The organism is Ignisphaera sp. (assembly GCA_038831005.1).
Lineage (GTDB): Archaea > Thermoproteota > Thermoprotei_A > Sulfolobales > Ignisphaeraceae > Ignisphaera.
Map to the genome: position 1 here is coordinate 52,814 of JAWBKZ010000005.1, position 25,251 is coordinate 78,064.

The following is a 25,251-nucleotide window of genomic DNA, read 5'->3' on the forward strand; positions in this document are numbered from 1 at the left end:
AGATTCAATATTCTACTATAAAAATTTTTACATACTCATTTTCAGCTAGGCTTACCCCTATAATTTCTAAGGCTTTTGCTGGATCATCTATAATGCTATAACCTCTATTCTTTAGCATTTCTATAACGTCCTTTGGTAGCTTATTAACGTCAACTTCTTTAAGGTGCTTACATAACGCTATAGGAGCTACGATATGTCTTGGTAGTAGTGTTGGAATAGATGATTGTCCAATTACTCTACATAAAACTGATTTTAGACGCATCAAGCTTCAACTCTTTTATAGTGTTTTTTTGGTTTCAATAAACCTAAGAGTATTGCTGCACCATATATTATCGCTTCAGGTCTAGCTGGACATCCAGGAACATAGACTACTTTGTCTATCACTACATCTATCTCGTGCAGTTTGTCGAGAATTTTATAGAAGCCTCCTATCGTTGAATATGATTCAAACCATATATTTCCACCTACAGCACAAGATCCTATAGCCATAACTAGCCGGGGTCTAGGTACAGCTCTTAATGCTTTGATAACTTTTGATAAAGTCTTTACAGTTATGGGGCCTGTGAGAAGAACTAGATCGGCATGTCTGGGGCTGGCCACAAGTCTTATGCCAAATCTTTCTACATCAAACCAAGGAGTTAGCACATCAAGAATCTCTATATCACAGCCATTACAGCTTCCAGTATTAAGATGGTATACCCATATGCTTCTCTTTAATTTCGATAAAGCCTTCTCTAGATCCTTTTCACTAAAATTAGTTATTGTATCAATCTTCATAGGCGTTTCATCTCGTGGTTGTCGTTCTTAATAATGATTCAATTCTTCTACAATTTGGACACAACTCCAACAGTTCTTCTGGAAGTTCTTTAACAAGGTTCTTTACTTTATTCATTAATTTTCTTGTAACAAATTTTTTGCCACATTTTCTACATATGCTAAGGCTGTGTTGTACATCGCTATAAAGTTCGTAGATCTGATCTGAAGCTAGTTCAAATTCTTTTGTAATCTTTATAGCTTTCTCAGGACATGTATCGGCACACATACCACAGAAGATACATCTTCCCACAAAATATCTCAGTATTAATGTCTCTCCTTCTTGAATAAAGCTTAATGCTTTAGGTGGACATATTCGTGTACATGCACCACACCCTATACATTTATCTGGATCAACCTCTATAGCGCCTCTGAATGACTCTGTAACTAGAGGTCTATCATAGGGATACATTACTGTAACTGTACCTATTTTAGCTGAAATAGGTAGTATCTTAAGGAATTGAACCATATTCTTCACCTAACAGCTTCTAACTTTTTTCTAGACAAAACATACAGAGGTACACCCTCTATCTTGCCCGTCTTAATGTTTATAATTAGTGCTCGATCAGTACATGAAAAACAAGGATCAATACTAGCTATGGTAATAGGAGCATCAGCTAGTTCTATTTCTCTAAGCATTATTGGTACTGCAGGAAGATTTTGATATGTGGGAGCACGTACCCTCCATCTATATGGAGAGTAAATACCTGTTATAACCATATGTATAACCTCTCCTCGTGGAGCTTCAACAGATCCTATACCTATCCTATGTGGCTCGGGATCCCAACTTTCTACAGCTATAGCGCCTTTTGGAAGCTTATCTAGAAGTTGTCTCAATATGTCTATACTTTCAAAGATTTCATCAATACGTACTAATGCTCGAGCCATATTATCACATTCATCTTGAACAGCTACATCGAAGTGTATGTACCTATATGCAGCATAAGGATAATCCTTCCTTATATCTCGAGGTATACCAGAACCCCTAACAGTTGGACCTACTAGTGAAAGTGCGTGTGCTTCTGATTTAGGCAGAATACCTGTTCCCTTAAGTCGTGCTTTAACCTGTGGAACAGATACAGCTATATCGATAAATGTCTTGAATTCCTTCTCAACATTCTTCAGTACTTCTAGAGATTTCCTAATTTTGTCTTCATCAATATCTCTTCTGACTCCTCCAACAATATTGATTCCATAAGTCTTCCTACTACCTGTTAAAAGTTCTGCTAAAATCATTACCTGTTCCCTGATTCTCCACGAGTGCATGAAACCTGTATCATAACCTAGGAGGTGGAAGGCTACACCAAGCCATAACAAATGGCTATGTAGCCTCTCTAGCTCAAGTACTATAGATCGTATGTATTGCGCTCTTTCAGGTACATCAATTTGAAGAGCCTGTTCAACTGCTTGACAATAAGATGTAGAATGTACGAAACCACATATACCACAGATCCTTTCAGCTAGAAAAGGTACTTGATTGTACTTCATTGATTCTCCAAGTTTCTCTATACCTCTATGCACCATGAATCCTACGTACCTAACATCAACAATTTTTTCACCTCTTACGTATAGTTCAAAATACTCAGGCTCATGTAATGCTGGATGATAAGGACCTATAGGGATAATTGTTACTGCTTCAGCTTCAACTTCTTTAGCACGCTCAATAACTTTTGGTGTATAGAGTTTCATTAGATCTTGAATAGCGTAATCCTTTCTTAAGGGATATACATCAGTAGGCCAATCATCTGGTAATACAAATCTATACTGATTCCTTCCAGCAAATTTTATGCCCATGAGATCATGGGCCTCTCTTTCGTACCAATCAACTGCTTTAACTAAATTAACTAGTGTGGGCACAATAAGATCGTTTTCTGTTAGTGGAACTTCAATAATAACACTCTTGCTTAATGTATCTATTCCAAAAACGTAATAAAGCTTAAAGAAACCGTTAATGGTCCTTTCATCAGATGAAACCATAGTCCTCAGATAAACATCCTTAATCTTCAGTAACTTCTCAATAACATTGTAGAGATTATTCTTCAGTGTTACAACTCTTAGAAAATCCGTCCCTCTTTCCTCAATTCTTGCCATGCCCTGTATACTTTGTATAAATTCGTTTAAGTAAACCTCATTGAACTTACTGTTAGCATCAACGTTATAGAGTTTGCTCAAATATGTATACACCAATCCAGATAATTATGGCTAGTGAGTATATTAGTATTAAGGTTTTGAAAGCTAAATCAATTCTCGATCTTCCGAGAATTGTACTAACTATAGAGAAAACCATATAGATTATTGCTGCAAATATGTGAAGAAGAAGCAGATGTAAACTCTGGTTACCTACGTTCAATCCAAACATTAACATAATTAAAGCTACAGGTATAGAGATAAGTAAATATTTTTCAAGAAGATGGTTATATATGTATAATCCCAATATAGGACCTGATAGCTCTATTATTGAACCTGAAGCTAGTTCAGGTTCAGCTTCATGTAAATCATATGGAAGTCTCCTACTAGATACATACACAGCTATCAATAGAGGTATAAAGGATAGTATAAAAAGGGATAGACTAGCTGAGCTATTAACATAACGTGACACCATAGTTAATACCAAGAAGGCTGCAAAGCCAACTTCATTAGCCACATCTATAGAGATAATCCTAAATGTGCCTATGATTGAGAAAGGATTTGCTGAAGATATGTATAGTAGTAGATGTAGTGCATGTATAGATATCACAATCACAAGAAATAAGGCAGCATAGGGATAAAATGATAATAGAGATGTGGTAGATACTATAGAAAGTGATATGACTATGGCTAGAAATAGTGTTAAGGTTAACGATATAGATAGAGGTAGAATTAGATATCTAACTTTTGTAGACATAATTAATTCCTTAGACATTAATTTAAGTATATCATACCATGTCTGAAAAATTGTTGGAGGACCATACCTAGTCTGTATATTGGCCTTAATCTTACGCTCTATACCATCAAGTATAGGTGGTATAAATATATACAAACATACAGACAGAAATGTGGTTAAGATCGTTATTAGCTCCACCAAGCGACCACCAATACTGTGACTATGGCGAGTACGGAAAGTAGTTCTAAGAATAGAGATTGAGTTGAAAGAGAATCTTCTAGAGAGCCTTGGATTTTTTGAAGTGTTATAGCTATAGCTTTAGCTATATCAATGACCTTGTCCTCTTTTGATAATGCCTTATGTACATATACGAAGATGTTTACTAGTTTACTGAATTTCGTTTTACTATCAGCTATTATCTTACTTCCTTTACGTTTCAATGTTTCAGTAATTCTCTCTATTATAGATGCGACTGTATAATTCAAGGTAGTTCTCCTCCAAGCCATATAGTATCGTGAGTTATGTGCTTAACTCGTGAGTATACATACATTGTTACTATAGTGAATAACGTTAATGCTAATATTAACGAAATAATTACATCCATAGTTATGGGTATGTTAAGAATCAGAGGCATCAAAGGTGATAGTACTAAACTTAATATAGCTGGTATATATTCCCATTTCACTAACTGTTCTTCAGATACATGGACAACGTCTATTTTCTTTGTTTTCCAAGATCCCCAGTAAACCGTCAAATACTTTATGCTGTATATTATTGCTAGAGACAAAGCCATTACTATAGAAACAAGTAGAAATATCCCCCATAGAGTATTAAATGTTATGAACTCTATCAACAATACGAACAATAAAAGTTTAGCTATAAATCCAAGTGTAGGCGGTATACCCATTAGCGATAGAGCTGAAATTAATGCTGATGTAGATGCTTTTGGAGCTATTTTCACTAAAAAACCTAACCTATCTATATCTCTTGTATGAGCAATTACTTCAACTGTTCCTGCATTGAGAAATAATGCAGATTTAAATAATGAATGAGCTAATGCTAGAGATATTGACGTGCTATATGCTAGTACACTATTTGTCAATTTGTAGATCATAAGAGAGATCATCATTAGTCCTGTATTTTCTATTGTGCTATATGCTAAGATCCTCTTTATATCTATTTGAACTAAAGCCATAAATCCTCCATATATAGCTGAAAGGATCCCCAAACCAGTAAGAATCGCTGGTGTAATCTGGGTATCGATTATAGGTAGGGTTCTCATTACACCATATATCCCCATCTTAACCATCACACCTGAAAGAAGAGCTGATGCAGGTGCTGGCGCAAGTGAATGTGCATCAGGTAGCCAAAAGTGTAAAGGAATTATAGCTGCTTTAGCTGAAAAACCTAATATAGTTATTAAAGATATATGTAGAGGCATTATATTTGTCACCAATGGAATATCAGTTAAATACGTAGATAATGCATTTAGGAATCCTCTATTTAAGGATAAATAGGCTAAAAAACTCATTAAAGCTAGATCTGCTGGTACCATTGATACTACTAAATATCTTAAACCTGCTCTAAATGTCTCAGTTCTTATTTCGTACACTATTGTGAAAAAACCTATGATTTCGGAGAGAAACCAGAAGATGATGAATAAAGCAATAGTGGGTGCTAGAAAAGTCAAGTAGATTGATAGAGCAAAGAGATCTATAAGTATATGTAAGTCTGAGGATCTGTATTTCTTTAATTCATATGTATCACTATACATTGATGCAGAAAAGCCTATAGCTAATGCTAGGCATGAGAATACTAATGAAGGTGTATCTATGAAATCTTGGCCATATGTTACTAGAGTCATGAGAACTAATCCTACATATCCTATGAATCTCAATTTTCTAATCTTTTTGAAGCTTCCAACAATAACTATAAAGATTAGTGTCACTATAATAAGTATGAAATAAATGGTTTTGAAAGATTCTTCAACAACTATCAAGGTTTATCACCCAATATTCTGGCAATATCTTCAACTATTTTTATATACTGCTTAACACCATCTATTGAAGAGACATGAATATTGTTGCTGTATAGAAATGTGTAAGGTTCTCCCTGAATAGATATCATTCCCAGAATCATTAATCCTATTGCCATGATCATGCACACTATTGTTGCTATGGTTACGTCAACTCTTTTCTTGTTCTCTTTTGGTTTCTGAAGGAAAAGAGCATATATAAGTTTAAAATAACCTATAGCAGTAATACCTGATATTACTATTAATGCTATTGCATAATAAATGAAATTTGCACTTATTAGTGCAAGAAAAAGTATATATTTGCTGAAGAAGCCTGCTAAAGGGGCAATACCTAGAAGACTCAATAAACCAATAACTATAGCTATAGACAAGTATGGATACATTGTTCCATAACCATATATATCGTTAATTTTTCTACTGTTTGCTATACTAGCTAGAGTTCCTAATCCCATAAAAACCATTGATTCTCCTAGAGCATGTGTAATGCTGTGAAAGATTATTCCTGTTAAGGTTAACGCTATAGTTACTTCGGTTTGACTTGATGTTAAACCAGCCATAGCCATGAACATAAGCCCTATATGACTTATTGTACTATAGGATAAAAGTCTCTTAATATCTTTTTGAATGGTCATTATGAGAGCTCCAAGAAGTCCTGTTATAAAACCAAGTACACTTAGAACATATAGTATAAAGTCTCTAAAAGATACTCCCCATAACCTAAACATCAGAGTTGAGCCGTAAGGTGTAAATATTGTTAAAAATAGCCTCAAAATACCATAGATTCCAACCTTATCAACTATGCCTGCAAAGATTGCTGAAGCTGGTGTAGGTGCTTCAGTATATGCGCTTGGAAGCCAGTAATTATTAGGAAAGAGACCTGCTTCGAAAGTTAGTGCCCAGATCATGAATGCTGTAGCTGTGGCTGAAGCTAACACAATGTTTCCTATACAGATATTATCAGTACAGTTTCCACTCCAGTGACTCATTATCGAATTATAGTTGTGAGCTTTAGCTGAGAGATCGGCAATATTTAGTGTTCCAAAAGATAGGTATAGAAAGCTTACGCCAAAGAGAAAGAATGTCGTTGCTAAAGAACCTATAAATGCATAACTTGCTGAAGCTTCTATAGCCCACTTCCTTTTCTTAAAGAATGAAACAAGAGCGTATGAAGATAGTGCTAGGACTTCGAGCATAACGAAGAAATTGAATATATCACCAGTATAGATGCAACCTGTTATACCTGTAACTAAGAGTAAAAACAGAAGTGTATGCCATACATAATCTCTAATTACTTTATAGTACCAGAAAGTATATAGTGAGACTAGGAAAAATATTGTACATGCAAGTAATCCGTATACAGCATTAATGAAATCAGCTACATAAACTATGCCCATAGGTGGAGGCCAGCCACCAAACGCATAGACAATAGCTCCGTTTTGCAAAACATTCTTTAGAACAATCAATGACAATATAAGCATCATGATTGCAGCAGAAAGCTGTAGAAACGAATAAATATATCTGTTTCTTGTAACTAAAGCAAGAAGGGGTATAATGAGAGCTATAATAGTTGGTACTAATGGTATTAATGCAAGTTCATGATTAAACAATTTTCATCACTTAATCAAATATCTTTTTGGCATAGCTATCGAAAACTTGCGCAATATTCTTGTAACATTCTAAAGGATCAGTAGTTGTAACATTTATCCAATTAACATACGCTAAACCCTTCTCTTTATCTACATCTACAACAACTGTTCCAGGAGTATTAGTAATTGATATAGACACAAGGGTCCAAGCATAATCACTTTTAGAACCTATTGGAACTCTAACTATCCCAGGCCTTATAGACATTCTAGGCGAGAGACCTAATTTAATTACATGTATATGGGCCTTCATCTCATCTATTAAGAAGTAACGTAAGATGTATACAATTAGATATAGAAATCTCTTAATATCCAAGCTTTTTCTCCAGTCCTCTACTAACATTGGAGATAGTATTGAACCAATCACTATGGCTACAACTGCACCACTCACAAGATCATATACCTTTAGAGAACCTGTATATATTATGTATATGGTAAAGGCGATAATAGTTGGCGCTATAGCTTTAAGCACTCTCTTCAACTATCATCACCTTTTTCATACTACCTATTTCATCTACGTCAATTGTAGAGAAATGCCTATAGAGATGAATTATCATTATAGCTAAAAATGTGTTAACAGCTAAACCTATGACTATAGCTGTTAGAACTAGCGCTTGAGGTAATGGATCTACAGATCTCATCAGGAACTGCTTCAGATCTTCATCTGTAGGTGACCAATTGAGTAATACTGGAGGTTGTAATAATAATCCTGGTCTCCATAATCTATATCCACCAAGTATTAGAAAGACATTTATAGAGTCTTGAAGAATAGTTAAAGCTATGAATTTCTTAATTAGGTTAGGTTTAGATATAACTCCATAGATACATAATGCTATATTCACATAAAGCGAAGCTATGGTGGCTATGTACATAGCAACCCTAATATCCATATTCTTCACCTAGGATAACCTCTTTGGATACTTCTTCGCTATAGAGAATTATATTGAAAGCTAGATAGAATGCCATAAAGACTGCTAATCCCTCAAATAGGTTTAAAAACCATAGAGAACCACCCATAGGTACATCGAATATGTATGTGGGATATGAGAAGTTTGTGGAACGTTTATACTGGTTTTGGAATATAAAAGCATTACCAAAACCTAGAATTATTGGTATTAATGCTGTTAATGCTATACCTAATATAGCTAGATTTCTGAAAGTTACAACTTTACTGTACGATAATCTAGAGGTATCGACTAAAAGTCTTGAGAAGACTATTATTACAATAACTGGCGCTACAGCCATTATAGCACCTCCTTGGAATCCTCCACCAGGAGTTAGCATTCCGTGAAGGACTGTAGAAGCGCCAACTACCAAGATTCCTAGAAGCGATATAGCTGTAACCCTTTTTACAACAATACTTAATCCTTCACCTTTCGAAATATCACGCTTACCTAGTATCTCTCTATACAGGATTAGACAACTTACTATAGCTGTATAGAAAACTATCGTTTCATAGAATGTATCCAAACCTCTATAGTCCCACACAATAGCTGCAACGGCTTCAGGTGATGCTGTCCATAGATCTTTGATGTAGATATTGAATGTTGAGTTGAGATAAGCTTTAGCCAAGGGTCTTATATCTCCATGAGGTATAGGTCCAATGCCTCCTAGTAGTGTTGGTATTAATATTACCAACATGATTACTATCAAAAGTGTAATAAATATCATCTCTCTATGTTTTTTCATATCTTCCCACCTTTTTAATCAGTACAATAGATATTAATGGTAGAAGTCCTACAGATATAGCTATGTAGACAAGTACTATATCTGGTGCCATTAAGAGAAAGAGAAGAAAAGCGTAGAGAGTACTCTGTACTGCTGAAAACATTATAGCTTTTAGAAGATCCTTCGAAACTATTGCTAAAGCTACAAACAAAACAGAGATCATCGAGATGAGCCCTATGATTATGAATATTGTCTCCTCTAACATGTTTTCTCACCTTTATCTTCAGCTAGATGATCTACGTAACAAGGATCAAGAACAACTGTCTTAGATCTATGAGCCGCTCTAGAGATGGCATGAGTACCAGCTCCACCAAGGATAAATGTAAAGAATGCTGCAACAAATGCTCCTCCAGCTAAATACCATCTGTGGTCACCTAGAAAGGGAGAGCCTAATGCTATCAGTCCAGCACCTATCATTGGTACAACAGCTCCACCAATGCTTCCAATAGTTAATGCATGCAATCTTACATAGAAATTGGGGAATCTTATCATAAGAATTGCTGCTATAATATCACATAAAAGACCTATAGCCACCATTATTTGCCCAATTATGACTAATATTAGGTTGAGCGTCTCTTGCATAATTCAGTCGCCTAGCTCTTTATGTTCTAGATACTTAGCCACATATATATCGAGAGCATAAATCCATAGAGTTAAAACAATAGCACATATGATTAGAATAGGGGATCTAAAGAGCACGCTTAATACAATGAAGAAGGCGGCAAGATCGTAACCCAAGGCATCAATAGCTATTACCATATCTGGTAATGTTGGTCCTTTAATTATTCTAACTAAGTATAGTGAAAACGAAGTTATGTATATAGTTATAGAAAACATAAGAAATGAAGAAATCCAGGACTCTATATCGATAACCATTTTACATCATCTATACTGAGACAGATAGAACTATTTAACTTTAACTCTTAATGGCTCTATTTTATTCTAATACATCGAAGACATAGAGGCAAACAATAATAGTATTTCTATGTGTTGTGTTCCAATCTTCCCAAAATATTATAACATAAGTTTATGAATACTGTTAAAAGATCTTTATCTTGTTTCTGTAAATATTCGAGAAGCTTTCCTTCATTTAAAGCGTGAGATAATTCCGGTTTTATAGGTAGTTCAGCCAGAATTGGTGTCTCACTAAGATTGATTTCGCCATAAATCTTGTGAGTAGATCCACATACAGGACATCTGAAGTAGGACATATTTAGGATAGCTCCCAGAAGATCTACGTTAGTATTTTTCAGGAACAATCTAACTTTGTTAACTATATGTGCCACAAGGTTTCCTGGTGTTAAAACAAGAAGAGCTCCTCTAACTATAGATCTAAGCGTATGAATTATTGTTAGATGTTCATCTCCTGTACCTGGAGGCATATCGACTACCATAAAGTCTCTATTTCCCCACATAGTTTTTGTTACAAGCTCAATTATTGCCCGTGTCTTAAGGGGGCCTCTCCAGGCAATGGGGTTATATTTTTGACTCAAGAGAAGTTCAAAAGATGCAACAGCTATACCATCAACTTCTTGTGGAACAAGGTTACCCTCAATAGATGCTCCCATGAGGCTATTTTCAATTCCTAAAATCCATGGAACGCTAGGTCCATGAATATCAGCATCAAGAATAGCTACACTATATCCAAGATTTTTTAAGGCTATTGCTAGAGATGTAGCTACAAAAGATTTTCCTACACCACCTTTCCCACTCATAACGATTATAGCATTCCTAACATTTTTTAGATTAAGAGTCTCTATAACTGATGTTACTGACATCTATCATCATCGAGTTGTTACCTTTAGTTGGAATATAACTGTTATGGTGACATAGAGAATTAATAAAACTTTGTATTATTTTTAGATAGTAATAGCACATAACAAACTGATGATCGTCCAACACAAATGGACTAAGTCATTGATCCAATAAGTTTAGTAAGATAAAGTCATTGAAAATGAATGAAGCAAAAAATATATAGCTTCACACCACTAGGTAGTGTACAGAATAAAATCCCGCCGTAGCTCAGCGGCAGAGCGCCCGGCTGTAGTGAGGCGGGTAGATACCGGGTGGTCGGGGGTTCAAGTCCCCCCGGCGGGATTAACCATAATGTTAATGATACTATTGTTATACACTATATGTTATACAGATGTAGTTGTAGTCAAGCATTTAATATTGTTGTATAGATCATTTACGAGCGGTTTAGAAATTTGATGATGAGGGAGGTGATCTGGGATAGATGACGAGAGATCAACCATCTGATTTACGCTATAATTCTATTTAGAAATTCAGTCCATGGAAAGTTACATCATATTTCAGCTCCTGCCGAATACATCATTTGTACAAAAACAATATGTTTTAAAAATTATAAAAATTTATTTGATATGAATATAAATTAGTTGTACAGATGTATCTATCTATTTCACATTTGTTACTGCCTGTTGTCATCCCTAATGCACAAAAAGATGGTTGAGTCATCAAGTACCCTATCCTAAATCTACTATACTAAATATTTGTTATCTATTAATCTAGTGTTACTGTGATTTTGTTACATGATAGTAATAGATAGTAATTCTTTTAACTTGTTGGGAAACTTGTAATGAGATTTCGTTATTTTGTGAAGACTCTAATTAGATGTAGCAATGCTCTATACTTATCTTGATGTTCTGTGAAGTAGTTTTAGCTCTACCCCTATATCGAATTCTTATGTATTGTTACTACACCTGTATACTAAATAATGTACAGTATATTAGGTGGCTCATCACTATACTAATCGTTGAATAGACTTTATAAAGTAGAATATTTACCACTAGTCGAAGATGGTTAAAAAGTTAAAAGATTTGAGGTTACGCATTAACGTAATCAGAGCTATATGATAGTTAATGCTAGAGATTCAGAGGTATAAACGTTATCAACAAATTTTGCTGTAATTATGAGACCCACTTTTTTACCTATTAAGGGGCTATTGTCATGAGTTGATAACCGGATTATTAATGGTATTTCCTGGCCTGGTGAAAGGATAGAGTTTCTGAGATCTATATCTATTCTACCATTGCTAGTGGTACTTGGTGTAGGAGATAGAAGTTCTAGATTAATGCTTCTGTTAGTAGCAATCATTATGCTTAATGCATGGATGTCTCTTGTCCCTAGATTTCTAACAGATATTGTTGCTATAGCAGTGTTTTTATCTATGACCGATGTCGATGTCACTACAATGCCTACCTTTTGTTGCTGTATAAATGTGTTCACAAAATTGGGTATAAATGTATAGAATGCTACACCTATAGCTATTGTTATAGCGATACCTATAACGATAGCAAGTAATTCGCTTATGCCTTTATCAATTTTCTTTACATTACATATTGTTAACAACAGTTTTATCCCTAATCTGTTGCTGTATTTATAAGGTGTTCATGTAGGCAATCAAAGTAGCAAAGGAAGTAGAGTTCCTATTGCCAGAAAAGCTATTGACCTAAACTCGATAACCGGTAAACCTGTACGTAATGTGCTTGAAACCATTGTGTAGCCCAATAGTGACGAGTATATGAGTAAGTATAGCATATTTATGTCTATTCCGAATGCTGATCCTATACCCATGTAGCTGAGTGATGTATGAAGAGGTATCAACGTTCTCCATATCCATACAATCAGTACCGTATTTACCAATGCGAAAACATCAAAAAGAGTACTAATCTTCTTAACAGCATTTTGCAGTATACTAATTTTGTTAATATATTCGTATACTGCTTGAAATACTTCTGGATCTCCTCCACCACATTCATGTACTAGTCCTAATGTAAATAACGTGAATTTGAACAAGAAACTATGGGTGGGGATTTTCATTGAAGTCTCTGTTAGAGATACACCTTGACGAAGCATGGTTAAAGCGAGCCTAAGTTTTCTTTTTGTAGTTTCATTGAGTGTATTCGTGGATATTATATATTCTATGGCTTTAGCTACATCGTAACCATTTCTTCGAAGTTCAACCATGAGTTTCATAATCTCTATGCAATCCTTTTCTAGAATCGATATCTCTTTTAGAATAGACCGATATCTATGTGACAATATTAAGGCTAGAATCCATCCTATAGCTAATGAGATAGAGCCCATAAATACGTAGAGTAGGAGTGATGATAGTACCATTACCGTTAAGGTGATGAATAGGTGCTTCATGGGGAAAATATCTAAGGATTTTGGTCTTATTGTGTACATGGTAAGCACAAGTAGTGGCGTCACAGCTGTGTTTAACAGCATAACTGTAGTTATATTCAGAGCATATGTGGAAATAGCTACAAGTGGTAAAAGTGCATAGAGCGCCAACATAATCTGTCCGAAGATGTTTGAAATTCTTTCGCTATAAAGTTTTGCAGAAAATTCGCTAATAGTAAGTTCCTCGCCTAATTTAGATCTTAGCCAAGAAACAGTATCACCACCACTACGCAATCTACTTGCATAACCGGTAAACATGTTGGATAATCTAGAGTTGGGTGTGTATTTAGCTCTATGAATAAAGGAATCGATATATGAAGGTAAATAAAGTAGAGAATCTCTATTAATGACTGTAAGCTCTTTTGTGATTGCAGATAGAATGCGTGTACGTTTTAACTTATCTATAAGGAACCCTATGTTAGCTCTAACACTTTCTGTAACAATCATCAAGATAAGAAACCATTTAAGCTCATTTTCAATATTTTTGCTATGATCATATACATCAACAAAAGGTTTTGCAATTACGTATCCGAGGAATATTAGTGGTACCAACGAAAAAAGTGTAAATACATACAATCTAAAAATAATTCCTGATACCATTAACAGTAATGTCAATGGCAACATAGTTATAAGGATGTTCACGTATTTTATCGCTATTTCAATAGAATTAAATCTTAAACTTTTTACAGCAAGAGATCTATATATATTACGAACACTCTTGATAACATTCAGAGAAGCAACAGAAACGAAAGGTAATAATATTACACTCAATGTATAGCCAAGGTATATACCAAGTTTATTTGGATTATGTGGAAATTCATCAAATGACGAAACCTTAATGTCATCAATATTGATGACCAGTATCGCAGTCTCTAGAATAACGATAGAGAGTACTAAAATAAATTGTATCAATATTTTTCTTCTAGTTAAATTTTTGTGGCTTAACGAAAAGATTACGATAGGTATCTCCCTAACTGAAAGAAACAGTATATAAGATGTAATTCATATCTACTAAGTTTAATTAAATATGCCCTATGGGAATCCATTAAGCTTTGGTTTCATGTTGTTACCATCATTACCTAAGGCACAGACTCTTCGATCTTGAAAACCATGCACTCTGATAAGAATAACATGTTATCTACTTTAAACACATTAGGGATTGCTGATTCGCTTACAATAGATGTTTTCATACGCTTTATGGTCTAATCTAGCTATTGTGGTATCAGATAGATATGTAGCCCCAGGGCACCTCTTTCAAATCAATTTGCATCAAAACGTCTTGGTATCTCCGATTTCTGTTTGTAGATCATACTACTGAATTACGCTGTTTACTATTTTAACTCCGTAATGTATTGATGTTCCTTGTGTTCCAGCCTCGAACTTGAAGAGCAATGAAGTATTTCAGGTGACATGAACAGTACTCAAGTCGTAGTTTATTTGGCGCCGCGGCCGGGATTTGAACCCGGGTCACGGGCTTTCTGCACGCCAAAGATATGCGACAGGCCCGCATACTGGCCTGGCTATACTACCGCGGCACACCATTAGGATTTCTTTTGTGGTCTCCTTATAAGCTTTATGTTGTTATGTTCATTGCTGGTTTAGCTATAATCAGGGTTGAATTGTAGCATTAGTAGTTTGTTTACTGTTATTCTCTATAAACAATTTAAAAGTGAGTACACTATATTGAGCATTAAAGGAAAGCGGGATCTTAATAGATGGTGTTAATGGATGGCAGTAGTTGTGTTTAGTGATTGGGATATAGATGGTGCTGTTTCTGCTGCAGAAATACTATATTCACAAACTGTTCTAGGGATATATCCTGTGAACAAGAAGTGTAATGTCGAACTGATACCCACATCACCAAGATCTATAATTAGAGATTTCAGAAACATTAAAGATATTGAGGTCGAGTACATAGTTATTCTTGATATAGCTTACTCAGAGTTTATGAATAAAGCTCTGTCCATATTCAAGGAAAAGGGAGCAGAGGTACTGTATGTCGATCACCATATTTCCACGGCAATTCATGCTGATGAAATAAGATCACGTACAGTAAACCTTGTCATAGGTAAATCTGCAACAGCAGTACTTGTGTATAATTTGCTGAAATCTCATGGACTAGATGTTACTGATAGATTGAGAGCATTCATAGAGGCTGTATCGTTCATTGAGAAAGGAGGTGATAAGCTTAGGATCAAGTCCATAGATAGAAGACTGGTGGATATTGTTGTAGCTATTTCCAGAACACTAATTAAATCCAAGAATAAAGATCTATGGGTAAAAACAGTTAACTGGCTTACAGAACCTCTACCTAGATTATCTATACCGTTCAGTATTGATATCAAGCAGTTTGTTAGCAGATCGCAAAATGATTTTAAAGAGCTTAAAGCTATAGCGAATGAAATTGCTTTAAGTGCTATAAGAATATTCAATATTAGGTTTATAGACATTAGCCATAGAAATTATCCCTATAAGTCAACCTCTATCGCATCAATACTCTACAGACTTCTCAAAACACCTGTGTTTCTTTTAGCTAAGAGTAGACAAGGACGAAAGATACTGATAATAAAATCTGATGGAACATTAGCATACGACTTAGCACTCCATCTCTATAGAGCCGGTATCGCAGAGGATATTGTTGGTCACCAAACGCTAACAATATCATTACTAAGACCTGATGTAGACAAAGATATGGTGCTACAAAAGATAAGAGAAATAGTTACCAGTGGGCCCGCCGGGATTCGAACCCGGGATCACGGGGATCTCCGCTGAAGAGGTCCCGAGTCGGGCACCTAATCTAAGGTGTACCCCGCATCCTAGCCAAGCTAGACTACGGGCCCCCAACTAGCTCGTAATTGTGTAGTAGATTTTAAAGGTAATGGTTTAATCAAAACTAGTCTGTATAATTTTTGTATATTGAAACATAGGTAAACTTGGTCTATCAAATTCTGTGTTTAAAACATTTATTTGACTATTGTGGTTAATGCATGTAGGTGAGATAGATGAGCACCAACAGTCTCATTGAAGATAAAAACAATGTGCATGAGTTGATTGATATAGAGTTTTTCAAGAAAATAGATTTAAGGGTTGGTTTAATTAGAAATGCTGAACATATACCAGGCTCAAAGAAGTTGATAAAACTGATTGTAGATCTAGGTTCAGAAGTAAGACAAATTATAGCTGGTCTAGCTGAATGGTACAATCCTGAAGATCTTGTTAACAAATATGTTATCGTTGTAGCTAATTTGAAGCCTAGAAAGTTAATGGGTTATGAGAGTCAAGGAATGATTCTAGCTACGTGTAGTAAAGGTAAACCAAGTATATTAACGGTAATGGAACCTGTAGAGCCAGGTTCAAAGGTATGCTAGACGCGATATAAATAAGCTTTATAAAGTTTCACTCACAATTGGTAAAATACCTAGTGTAGCTGATTGAAGTGGATGTACATTGTCTTTAGAAGAATTAGTATCACCATCTATAAAGGGACGTTATGACCCTATATCTGTAGAGAAATGGGTGATGGATTTCTGGAAACGACATAGAATATATGAGAAAGTCAAGAAAGAAAAATGCAGAAATGATAATAAGAAGTTATTCAGATTCCTCGAAGGTCCTCCAACAACTAATGGATTCATGCATGTAGGACATGCTAGAGGACGTACCTATAAAGATGTTGTACTTCGTTATGCTAGACTCAAGGACTACTGTGTATGGGATCAAGCTGGATGGGATACGCAAGGACTACCCGTAGAACTTGAAGTTGAGAGAAACTTGAGGTTTAAGACGAAAAAGGATATAGAGGTTTATGGTGTTGATAGATTCGTTCAAGAGTGTCAGAAAATTGTGGATTTCTATATAAGTCAGTGGAGAAAAGGTAGTGAAAGGCTTGGACTATGGCTAGATTACGATAATGCTTATGAGACAAGGAACCCCAAATACATAGAGGTTGTATGGAGATTTCTGAAAAAAGCATGGGAAAAAGGTTATCTATACGAGGATTTTAGGGTTGTACCAATATGCCCTAGATGTGAAACGGCACTAAGTTCTCATGAAGTAGCTCAAGGATATAACACAGTAGAGGATCCTAGTCTCTTCTTTAAAGTGAAGCTAGTTGACGAAGAAAATACATACCTTATAGCATGGACAACAACCCCCTGGACTATTATAGATAATGAAGCTATAGCTGTTAATCCAAATGAGATATATCTAAAGCTTAGGGTAGGAAATGAGATATGGATTGTAGCTGAGAAGAGATTAAGAGCATTAATCTCTGAAGCAAAAATAAATGGTTATGAGGTTATTGAAGCACTTAAAGGTTCACAACTATTTAATAAGAAGTATATTCATCCATTACTAGAAGAAGTTCCTGCGCATATAAATCATGAACCTCTGAATCACAGAATTTTGTTAGCTGATTGGGTTAGCATGGAAGAAGGAACAGGTATAGTACATATAGCTCCTGCCCACGGTCCCGAAGATTTTGAATTATGTAAAAAATATGGCATAAATGTATTCAATAGTCTACAGAAAAATGGTGTTTTTAATGAATTGGCTGGCAAATATAGAGGGCTATGGTTTAAGGAAGCCAATAGCATTGTAATTGAAGATCTAAGAAGAAAGAATCTTGTTGTACATGTGGGGGTTCTTCAGCACGAATATCCGCATTGTTGGAGATGTGAAACACCACTAATGTTCTATGCAGATAAACAGTGGTTTATAAAGATAGAGCCTATCAAGAACACTATGTTGCGTGAGAATGAAAAGGTTACATGGTATCCTGAGTGGGCGGGAAAAAGATTTTCTGATTGGATAGAGAATGCTAGAGACTGGTGTATATCTAGAGAGAGGTATTGGGGTACACCTTTGCCTATATGGACATGCAGCTTCTGTGGATATAGGGTTGCTGTAGAAAGTATTGAAGAAATAAAGAAGCTCTCAAAAACAAGTGAAGCTCCAAAAGATGTGCATAGACCGTGGATCGATAAAATTGTGTTTAGATGTCCTAGATGTGGAAACGATATGTATAGGGAACCTTATGTAGTAGATGTATGGATGGATAGTGGTGTAGCACATACAGCTTCACTAGTACAAATAAACGAAGAGTATCGATTCAATGAGCTGTTTCCGTATGACTGGATTACAGAAGCTGTTGATCAAACAAGAGGATGGTTCTATACCCTGTTGTTTACATCTATAATTATGCATAATGCAGTGCCCTATAAGACAATATTGTGTCAAGGTCATGTACTAGATAAGTATGGTAAGAAAATGAGTAAGAGCAGAGGTAATGTTGTATGGGCTTTAGACTTTATGGAGAAAAACGGTGCAGATTCTCTAAGGCTGTATCTATTATCTAAATCTGCTCCATGGGATAGTATAAACTTTGATCCTGATGAAGTTAAAGACGTGAAGAGAATACTAGATATACTATGGAATTCAGTTAATTTTGCTAAAACGTATATGGATCTAGACAGATGGAGTGCTGTATCAATAGAAGAGGATCTTAAGCATCTTAAGGCAGAAGATTACTGGTTCATATACGAACTCTATATGATGATTAACGATATTGATAAACACATAACCTCAGGAGATCTGCATTTGGCTACAAGAAGGTTATTGAACTTCATAGTCGACGTATTGAGCCACAAATACATAACCGTTATAAGACCTAGAGTCTGGCTTGAAGAAGAAGCTCCACAGAAAAGATCTGCTTACGCTATATTGTTCATGGTGCTTACAGCACTCATCAAAGTGTTGGCACCCTTTGCACCTTATGTATCGGAGTACTTGTATCAAGCATTTATTAAAAAATATGCGAAAGAAAATGAAGTTAAGGAAAGTGTTCATATCGAGGTACTTCCAACAATTCCAGAAAATCTGCTCAATAAGAAGTTATGGGAATGTGTATCAACGTTATTTAGGTTATCTGAAGAGGTCCTAGCTACAAGATCTAAATATGGGATCAAGAGGCGATGGCCATTAAAGAGAGTGATGATAATAACGAATGATGCTGATAAGAACCTCTACGAGAAGGCTATAGATGTTGTGAAAACATATGCTAATGTTAAGGAGATACTTGTTTACAGCAGTACCGAGAGTATAGATACCTCTGGGTTAATCGAGATAGACCTTAAGTACTTAAAGGGGTACGTAGACATTACAGTGGATGAAGATTTACTGCATGAAGGGTTTGTGAGAGATATCGTTAGGAGGATTCAAATGTTACGTAAGGAAAGGAGCCTTCCTGTAGATTATGTACTCAACAAGGTATCTATATATACAGAATCTGAAGCCATACGCAGAGCTGTAACTAAATTTAGAGAGTATATAGCTAGAGAAACAAGAGCTAAGGAAGTAGTATTAGTAACTTCGAGACCTAGTAACTCTATAGAATTCGATATAGAAGATCAGAAAATATACATAGCCATAGAGCTGTAAAGAGAAGTAGAGATGAGACTTTATATTCTTCCAAACAATCTAAGGAAGATTTTGGCAGAATTACATGTGTATGCTGAAGGCTCATTAACTGTTGTTATAGGTTCCAGGGAATATGTAGGTCTTTCGCTAAGAGCTAAGCTGTATTGTGATTTACATAGGGTAGCTGTTATCGGAGACACCGTTTGCTATACTTTTCTTAAGTTTGTTGGTATACCAAGAATATGTGTAATTGACGGGAAATCCCTTAGAATACCTATAAATTATATGGCTGAAATTATGGAATGCTACGATTGTGTAACCCGTTGCTCAAATCCTCCAGGTACGATCTCTCAAGAGTGTCTTGATGTATTGAATAACGCGATCAATTCACATCGTCGATGTTTAATTATAGTAAATGGTGAAGAAGATCTTTTAGTGTTAGCTACGGCTTTAAATACTCATAAAATTACATACATTGTCTATGGAATTCCATCTAAAGGTGTAGCAGTAATAGATGGTGAGAAATTCATAGAAACAGCTATAAATCTATTTTCACAATTCAAATCTTAGTGGTTAAGCGAGTAAAATATTTAGGAAAGCGCTATGGCTGTTCAGCGTTTCAATAATGTAATAGGCTTATCCAGGAGATATCTTGTAGATCCACATGGTTTAGATGATATATGTTATGCTCTCTTTAAGATGTTCAAAGATGAGTCTGTATCTATAGTATACGAGAAGCCAATATGTTCACATATATTTGTAATAGGTAGCAACTTCGAGATCAGATTATTCATAAATACTTCTTATGAGCTACATCTCAGTATAATCTTTGACTCAGTTAATTCTCTTTCGACGTCAACTCTACGGTTCATTCAAGACATTTTTCACAATCTCGATAAAACCTTCAGCAAGTTCTGCAAATCTTTTGGAGATATTCAGCTTTCTCTAAGGAGTACATTCAAAATAGATCATATTAATATGGATAAGCTTATGAAGTCCTTATCGAGTTTGGGAGTAGTTATCGAAACTAAAGAGAAACACCATATAGATAACATAACTATTGTTGTAATCCGCGGAAAAACTGTAGGTAAACATTTAAAAATGTACAATATTATGGTGACGCTTCTGTATGACGATATTTCCGAAGTTACATTCACCATAGATTCAGAGGTAAAGACCGATGATGATATAGTTCTATGGGTTGTTGATATACAGAACTTTTTGTATAATACTATTGAACATCTATTCAATTACACTAAAAATGGTATATATACTCTAACATAACCTGATAGCTTAATTTAGCTAATTACTGTAGCCAGAAACAAGTGTGTGGTGGAAACTATGCATGAGTGGGCCTTAGCCGAAGGAATTGTAGAAGCATTAGTAAGAAGAGCTAAAGAAGTTGGTGTAAACAGATTCAGTAGGCTCAAGATAATTTTGGGAGAATTGCAGCAAATAGATAGAGAAATACTTAAGTACGCTCTTGATGAGTTACTCAAATTGACTAGAAATTCTCTAGATATTAATGTTGATAATATTGTTTTTGAAAAAGAGAATGTGGTTTTGCAATGCTCCAGATGTGGCTACATATGGAGACCAGCTCTAGATATTCTTGATGAATCTGTTAAAGAATGTATACATTTCATTCCAGAAGTAATTCATGTATATATCTCATGCCCTCAATGTAACTCACATGACTTCAGTATTGTCGGTGGACGAGGTATAGCTATCGAGATAAGTTGATCTCTATGACCATAGACCCCAGAATCTTCTTAGCTTCAAGTAGATTATCTGTATTTAAGTATATAGTTCCGGTACTAAGTCCTAAGGGAGGTGTAGGTAAGTCTACAGTAGCTACGGCTCTTTCTCTAGTATTAACCGACAGCTTTGGAACAGTATCTCTGGTGGATCTAGATATCAATAACCCAACAGCTCACATCATTCTGGGGGTAGATGCCGGTTCACTAAAGATAGAAGAAGATAAAGGAATACTTCCTATAAAACTATTCGATTCTAGACTCGAGTTCATGTCCATAACACTATTTACAAGAGATAAACTTGTACCATTGAGAGGTAGAGATATATCCAATGCTATTCTAGAAATCTTAGCAATCACCAGATGGAGTGGCAAGGTATTGATTGTAGATACACCTCCAGGATTTTCAGATGAGGTTATGGATTTGATGCGCATAAAAAGCATTATCAAGCCGATCATTGTATCAACAACAGATAAGCTTTCCTTATACTCAGCAAGCAGATTGATTGAGCTCTTAAAGAGTGAGGATATAGATATCTTAGGTATTGTAGGAAATATGTGTAAAAGTGGTGATATCCATATCTTAGAAACCTATCTACAGAGAGATGATGTTATAGCTTGTATACCAAAAATAGATGGATTTGATAAACTGTACGGACGTATAGACACCATATATGAATTATTTAAACAGCACCTTATGAAAGTAGTGAAGGTATTGATAACCAGATGAGAGCATATGGTAGAGATAGTTAAGAAGGAAGATATATGTAAGTTTATACACAACATGTTAAAGAACTCGTATACAATTGTGTGTATAGGAACATACCTAAGATCAGATGATAGAGTAGCTCTAGAACTATGCAACACCATCAATATACATAATATTACTACTATATCATGTGAACATGGGCTTGAAAATTGTATACATGAAATAATTGAGAAAAAACTATCGAAACTAGCTATATTTGATGCAGCTATAATAGAAGGAGCGGAACTAGATGGTATAGCCATTCTCTCATTAGATGAATTAGAAGATACTCATGGGGTTTCGTTATCATCGCATTCTATACCTATGAACACAATAGTGAGATATCTAAAGGATGAGTTAAACAATGTTGATATCTTATTCATAGCTATACCTGTTAAGAATTTGGATATAGGTTTGGAGATGTCTCCTGAGGTTAAGAGTCTTTTAGAAGATGTAGTTAAATGCTTTACATATAACTAAGATTTTGTGTAACGAAATTAGTGTAGCGATGTAGCGAATAATTGTATAATTAAGTGTTACAATAAATGACAATGATCGCTATTCTGATTCAAAATGTATAGTTATAGAATTATCTGAAGTGAGTAATGAAAAATTTTGAAGAAATAGTAGAGATCACTATTCAATCATAGGGTATCGAGCTAAAAATTACTAACAATATTAAATCCAACAATATAAAAATCAGATGCAACATTCATAAATTCTCCTATACCTCTATATCACTACACCCAAACCATGTATACTACTATACATCCTAGAAGGGATAAAGCTTCATGAACACTTAATCACCATTACCCCTGTCCAGTAATTATCCTGCTTATACTTTCATCATTTTCTCACAAACCATAAATAAAGTAAATGCTCGTTTAATTATTCCGGGAATTAGCTTGAGCTCTGTACATATTAGGTTTACAGAGTACAGGAAGAATAACATGGTTCTCTGCACTGTATTCGTTCTCCTGCTTCTGGCACTGAGGATATCATATACTACTGTCAGTTACGGTTGCAGTAGCTATGAGGATTAAAACTAAGAGGTTGATGGTCCTCTCTACAAGTCTAAGCAGAATAATATCGTGCAATGGTTTTTGCACTCTTCCGGAGTGAATCAACTGCTAGGTGTGCTCTATTATGAGAGTAGTAGCTGTGCTCCTCGAGAAACAGGTGGCATGGGTGTGTTGTAGAGTTGCTGAGAGAGGTAAACTAGCAGGTCTTGGTGTAGTCCTAGAACATACAATTCACGAAAAGCTCACAATCTATTAACGGCAGAGACACATCAATATCTTTGATAATATTATCTAAAACATCTATGACCAAGAACATTCTTCAAATACCTCAAAACACACGTAATGGTTCTATAAGTAACATAAATTCTCTAACATGATCCGTAATATCGCTATTACAAGAATTAACCCTAAACCTCTTAACCACTCTACCTCCCATCCTATCTACACGATAACGAAAACAATAAGAATGAACATGAGAATCTGTTTCTATGTTTTCCATGGAGCTTGAGAAAGAAGATAGAATTTAGAATTGATCTACCCGAAAAGCGTTAGCCTATAAACATCATGGGAAGCACTAACAATAATATCTCTCCTCTTCATCAACCTTTTCTCTAGTCAAATCAACTACAGTTGAAGGCTAGATAAAGGACCGTTGCCATAAGGTTGATGGATAGGATATACATAAAATGTCTTTAGGGTCATTATTTAAGAGAATTCAAATTAGTTCGAATCATTGAAGATGTTCCCACAATAGTATAACTCTATACTCAATCAAGCTCGTACCAACGTAAAGTTTTACAGTACCCTATACTACATAGATAGAATACAGATATATTTAAGGTGTTCATATGGATGTAGCGATAGTTGGAGCAGGAATTTCAGGTATCCTAACGGGGTACACCTTATCAAGAAATAGGAGGATATGTAGAGTAGATATTTTTGAGAAAAGAAAGGATGTTTCTCCAAGAAGACATTGTACTGGCCTTGTTTCGAGGAGCACATTAAAGCGTATGCCTTTTGCTGATAAGTTTATTGTAAATAGTTATAGTTGCATTAACATAGTGATGTTTGAGGGAACAGATTTCAATATATATTTAGAGAAGGATGCGGTATATAAAATTGATAGAGTTGCTCATGAATCTTATCTAATTGACATAGTTAGAGACAAAGGTATTGAAGTTAGATTCAATAATAACGTTACTAGTCTAGAGAAGATTAACGAGAAAATTCATGTAATATCGGTAGGTAGTATCACTAAGAATGAGTTATACGATATTGTGATTGTTGCAGAAGGTTTTCCCTCTAGGCTAGCTAAATTAGCTGGATTAAAATCCTACAGAGAATGCTTAAAAGGATTTCAGGTAGAGGTATTTTTTAGTAGAAAGACCAGCAACTTGGCCATAGACAATCTATATGTTGCTACGTCATTTAAAAGATTTTTGTCTGAATTTGGATGGTTCGTACCTATATCAGATAGAAAGGCTGTAATAGGTGTAGCGTTACCTAGTGGAAATGTTCTTAATAGTGTCTATGTGTACATGAAATTTTTCGAGAAAAAATTCGGTATAGAGATATCAAAAATAGAGAACGGTTATGGTGGAGCTATTTTAAGGGGATACCCAATAGATATTGTAAAAAAGGACTTTCTAGGCATTGGTGATGCTATTGGAGCTGTAAAGAGCATTAGCGGTGGTGGACTCTATGCTATATCTATTCTCTCAAAAATCTATGGAGAAAATATACACAGAAATGATTTAATTAAAGAGAAGGTAGAGATGTTAATAAACGAGCTTAAGAAACAATACAGAGTTTACTATATTTTGTACAGAACCTTTAGCAAAATCAACATGAACTGGACAAAAATCTTTAAAAAAGTATCGATAGACATAGGTAATGAGTACTATTATGATCACCATGAAGGAATATTGACTAAAGCAGTTTTAAGCCTATTCAAATAGATGTTTGTATCCCTTGGAAAAGAATATTCAAGTATCTCAATGCATGGCGCTCAGAAATATTG

Annotated in this window: 27 protein-coding genes and 3 tRNA genes; 10 read left to right on the top strand and 20 right to left on the bottom strand. The window is 35.2% G+C overall.

Annotated elements, in window-relative coordinates:
• Window positions 1-4 precede the first annotated feature (4 nt).
• The 15 genes from QXK50_06665 to QXK50_06735 form a co-directional block, all read right to left on the bottom strand.
• Window positions 5-262, bottom strand: a complete 258-nt coding sequence (locus tag QXK50_06665) for a hypothetical protein (protein ID MEM2008833.1) — start codon at window positions 260-262, stop codon at window positions 5-7.
• Complete coding sequence (locus tag QXK50_06670; GenBank protein MEM2008834.1) at window positions 262-777, bottom strand: NADH:ubiquinone oxidoreductase; 516 nt, start codon at window positions 775-777, stop codon at window positions 262-264. The genes QXK50_06665 and QXK50_06670 overlap by 1 nt, the downstream gene beginning before the upstream one ends.
• 7 nt (window positions 778-784) lie before the next feature.
• A complete protein-coding gene (locus QXK50_06675) occupies window positions 785-1,282 on the bottom strand; it encodes a 4Fe-4S binding protein (GenBank protein MEM2008835.1) in 498 nt (165 codons plus the stop codon).
• Between the two features lie 5 nt (window positions 1,283-1,287).
• Complete coding sequence (locus QXK50_06680) at window positions 1,288-2,985, bottom strand: NADH-quinone oxidoreductase subunit C (protein ID MEM2008836.1); 1,698 nt, start codon at window positions 2,983-2,985, stop codon at window positions 1,288-1,290.
• Window positions 2,969-3,874 (bottom strand): NADH-quinone oxidoreductase subunit H, encoded by a 906-nt coding sequence (locus QXK50_06685; GenBank protein ID MEM2008837.1) that lies wholly within the window; start codon window positions 3,872-3,874, stop codon window positions 2,969-2,971. The genes QXK50_06680 and QXK50_06685 overlap by 17 nt, the downstream gene beginning before the upstream one ends.
• Window positions 3,865-4,161, bottom strand: a complete 297-nt coding sequence (locus tag QXK50_06690; GenBank protein MEM2008838.1) for a hypothetical protein — start codon at window positions 4,159-4,161, stop codon at window positions 3,865-3,867. Before QXK50_06690 ends, QXK50_06685 begins: the two co-directional genes overlap by 10 nt.
• Complete coding sequence (locus tag QXK50_06695; GenBank protein ID MEM2008839.1) at window positions 4,158-5,675, bottom strand: proton-conducting transporter membrane subunit; 1,518 nt, start codon at window positions 5,673-5,675, stop codon at window positions 4,158-4,160. The genes QXK50_06690 and QXK50_06695 overlap by 4 nt, the downstream gene beginning before the upstream one ends.
• The gene (locus QXK50_06700; protein MEM2008840.1) at window positions 5,672-7,318 is read right to left on the bottom strand and encodes a proton-conducting transporter membrane subunit; all 1,647 of its coding nucleotides are present in this window, start codon (window positions 7,316-7,318) and stop codon (window positions 5,672-5,674) included. The genes QXK50_06695 and QXK50_06700 overlap by 4 nt, the downstream gene beginning before the upstream one ends.
• Before the next feature lie 10 nt (window positions 7,319-7,328).
• Window positions 7,329-7,826, bottom strand: coding sequence for a Na+/H+ antiporter subunit E (locus QXK50_06705; GenBank protein ID MEM2008841.1), 498 nt, complete (start codon window positions 7,824-7,826; stop codon window positions 7,329-7,331).
• Complete coding sequence (locus QXK50_06710; protein MEM2008842.1) at window positions 7,819-8,244, bottom strand: sodium:proton antiporter; 426 nt, start codon at window positions 8,242-8,244, stop codon at window positions 7,819-7,821. The genes QXK50_06705 and QXK50_06710 overlap by 8 nt, the downstream gene beginning before the upstream one ends.
• Complete coding sequence (locus tag QXK50_06715) at window positions 8,234-9,043, bottom strand: Na(+)/H(+) antiporter subunit B (protein MEM2008843.1); 810 nt, start codon at window positions 9,041-9,043, stop codon at window positions 8,234-8,236. Before QXK50_06715 ends, QXK50_06710 begins: the two co-directional genes overlap by 11 nt.
• Complete coding sequence (locus tag QXK50_06720; GenBank protein MEM2008844.1) at window positions 9,030-9,287, bottom strand: hydrogenase subunit MbhD domain-containing protein; 258 nt, start codon at window positions 9,285-9,287, stop codon at window positions 9,030-9,032. Before QXK50_06720 ends, QXK50_06715 begins: the two co-directional genes overlap by 14 nt.
• The gene (locus QXK50_06725; protein ID MEM2008845.1) at window positions 9,281-9,664 is read right to left on the bottom strand and encodes a monovalent cation/H(+) antiporter subunit G; all 384 of its coding nucleotides are present in this window, start codon (window positions 9,662-9,664) and stop codon (window positions 9,281-9,283) included. The genes QXK50_06720 and QXK50_06725 overlap by 7 nt, the downstream gene beginning before the upstream one ends.
• Window positions 9,665-9,667: 3 nt before the next feature.
• Complete coding sequence (locus QXK50_06730) at window positions 9,668-9,958, bottom strand: monovalent cation/H+ antiporter complex subunit F (protein ID MEM2008846.1); 291 nt, start codon at window positions 9,956-9,958, stop codon at window positions 9,668-9,670.
• A gap of 107 nt (window positions 9,959-10,065) precedes the next feature.
• A complete protein-coding gene (locus QXK50_06735) occupies window positions 10,066-10,860 on the bottom strand; it encodes a P-loop NTPase (protein MEM2008847.1) in 795 nt (264 codons plus the stop codon).
• A 233-nt stretch (window positions 10,861-11,093) separates the two neighbouring features.
• Between QXK50_06735 and QXK50_06740 the strand changes: the two genes are divergently transcribed.
• Window positions 11,094-11,179, top strand: a tRNA-Tyr gene (locus QXK50_06740).
• 768 nt (window positions 11,180-11,947) lie between these two features.
• On the opposite strand, the gene QXK50_06745 is transcribed toward QXK50_06740, so the two are convergent.
• The 5 genes from QXK50_06745 to QXK50_06765 all read right to left on the bottom strand — a co-directional run bounded on the left by QXK50_06745 (window position 11,948) and on the right by QXK50_06765 (window position 16,128).
• Window positions 11,948-12,451, bottom strand: a complete 504-nt coding sequence (locus QXK50_06745) for a hypothetical protein (protein ID MEM2008848.1) — start codon at window positions 12,449-12,451, stop codon at window positions 11,948-11,950.
• 51 nt (window positions 12,452-12,502) lie between these two features.
• A complete protein-coding gene (locus QXK50_06750) occupies window positions 12,503-14,200 on the bottom strand; it encodes a hypothetical protein (GenBank protein MEM2008849.1) in 1,698 nt (565 codons plus the stop codon).
• 526 nt (window positions 14,201-14,726) lie between these two features.
• Window positions 14,727-14,823: transfer RNA gene (locus tag QXK50_06755), tRNA-Asp, on the bottom strand.
• Between the two features lie 576 nt (window positions 14,824-15,399).
• A complete protein-coding gene (locus tag QXK50_06760) occupies window positions 15,400-15,738 on the bottom strand; it encodes a hypothetical protein (GenBank protein MEM2008850.1) in 339 nt (112 codons plus the stop codon).
• Between the two features lie 276 nt (window positions 15,739-16,014).
• Window positions 16,015-16,128: transfer RNA gene (locus QXK50_06765), tRNA-Pro, on the bottom strand.
• Between the two features lie 162 nt (window positions 16,129-16,290).
• Here QXK50_06765 and metG point away from each other — a divergent pair.
• From metG to QXK50_06810, 9 genes are all read left to right on the top strand, one after another.
• Window positions 16,291-16,656 carry a methionine--tRNA ligase subunit beta gene (gene metG / locus QXK50_06770; protein ID MEM2008851.1) on the top strand — a complete coding sequence of 122 codons (366 nt, stop codon included), beginning with the start codon at window positions 16,291-16,293 and terminating at the stop codon, window positions 16,654-16,656.
• 79 nt (window positions 16,657-16,735) lie between these two features.
• Complete coding sequence (gene ileS / locus QXK50_06775) at window positions 16,736-19,726, top strand: isoleucine--tRNA ligase (GenBank protein MEM2008852.1); 2,991 nt, start codon at window positions 16,736-16,738, stop codon at window positions 19,724-19,726.
• 12 nt (window positions 19,727-19,738) lie between these two features.
• A complete protein-coding gene (locus QXK50_06780) occupies window positions 19,739-20,275 on the top strand; it encodes a DUF359 domain-containing protein (GenBank protein ID MEM2008853.1) in 537 nt (178 codons plus the stop codon).
• A 33-nt stretch (window positions 20,276-20,308) separates the two neighbouring features.
• Window positions 20,309-20,989: a hypothetical protein gene (locus tag QXK50_06785; GenBank protein MEM2008854.1), complete on the top strand. Its 681-nt coding sequence runs from the start codon at window positions 20,309-20,311 to the stop codon at window positions 20,987-20,989.
• Window positions 20,990-21,046: 57 nt separating this feature from the next.
• Window positions 21,047-21,448 carry a hydrogenase nickel incorporation protein HypA gene (gene hypA, locus QXK50_06790; GenBank protein MEM2008855.1) on the top strand — a complete coding sequence of 134 codons (402 nt, stop codon included), beginning with the start codon at window positions 21,047-21,049 and terminating at the stop codon, window positions 21,446-21,448.
• A 5-nt stretch (window positions 21,449-21,453) separates the two neighbouring features.
• Complete coding sequence (locus QXK50_06795) at window positions 21,454-22,191, top strand: P-loop NTPase (GenBank protein MEM2008856.1); 738 nt, start codon at window positions 21,454-21,456, stop codon at window positions 22,189-22,191.
• A 6-nt stretch (window positions 22,192-22,197) separates the two neighbouring features.
• Entirely contained in the window at window positions 22,198-22,689 is a 492-nt protein-coding gene (locus QXK50_06800; GenBank protein MEM2008857.1) for a hydrogenase maturation protease, read from the top strand.
• Window positions 22,690-23,355: 666 nt separating this feature from the next.
• Window positions 23,356-23,487 carry a hypothetical protein gene (locus QXK50_06805; GenBank protein ID MEM2008858.1) on the top strand — a complete coding sequence of 44 codons (132 nt, stop codon included), beginning with the start codon at window positions 23,356-23,358 and terminating at the stop codon, window positions 23,485-23,487.
• 592 nt (window positions 23,488-24,079) lie between these two features.
• Window positions 24,080-25,189: an NAD(P)-binding protein gene (locus tag QXK50_06810; protein MEM2008859.1), complete on the top strand. Its 1,110-nt coding sequence runs from the start codon at window positions 24,080-24,082 to the stop codon at window positions 25,187-25,189.
• Window positions 25,190-25,251: the final 62 nt, after the last annotated feature.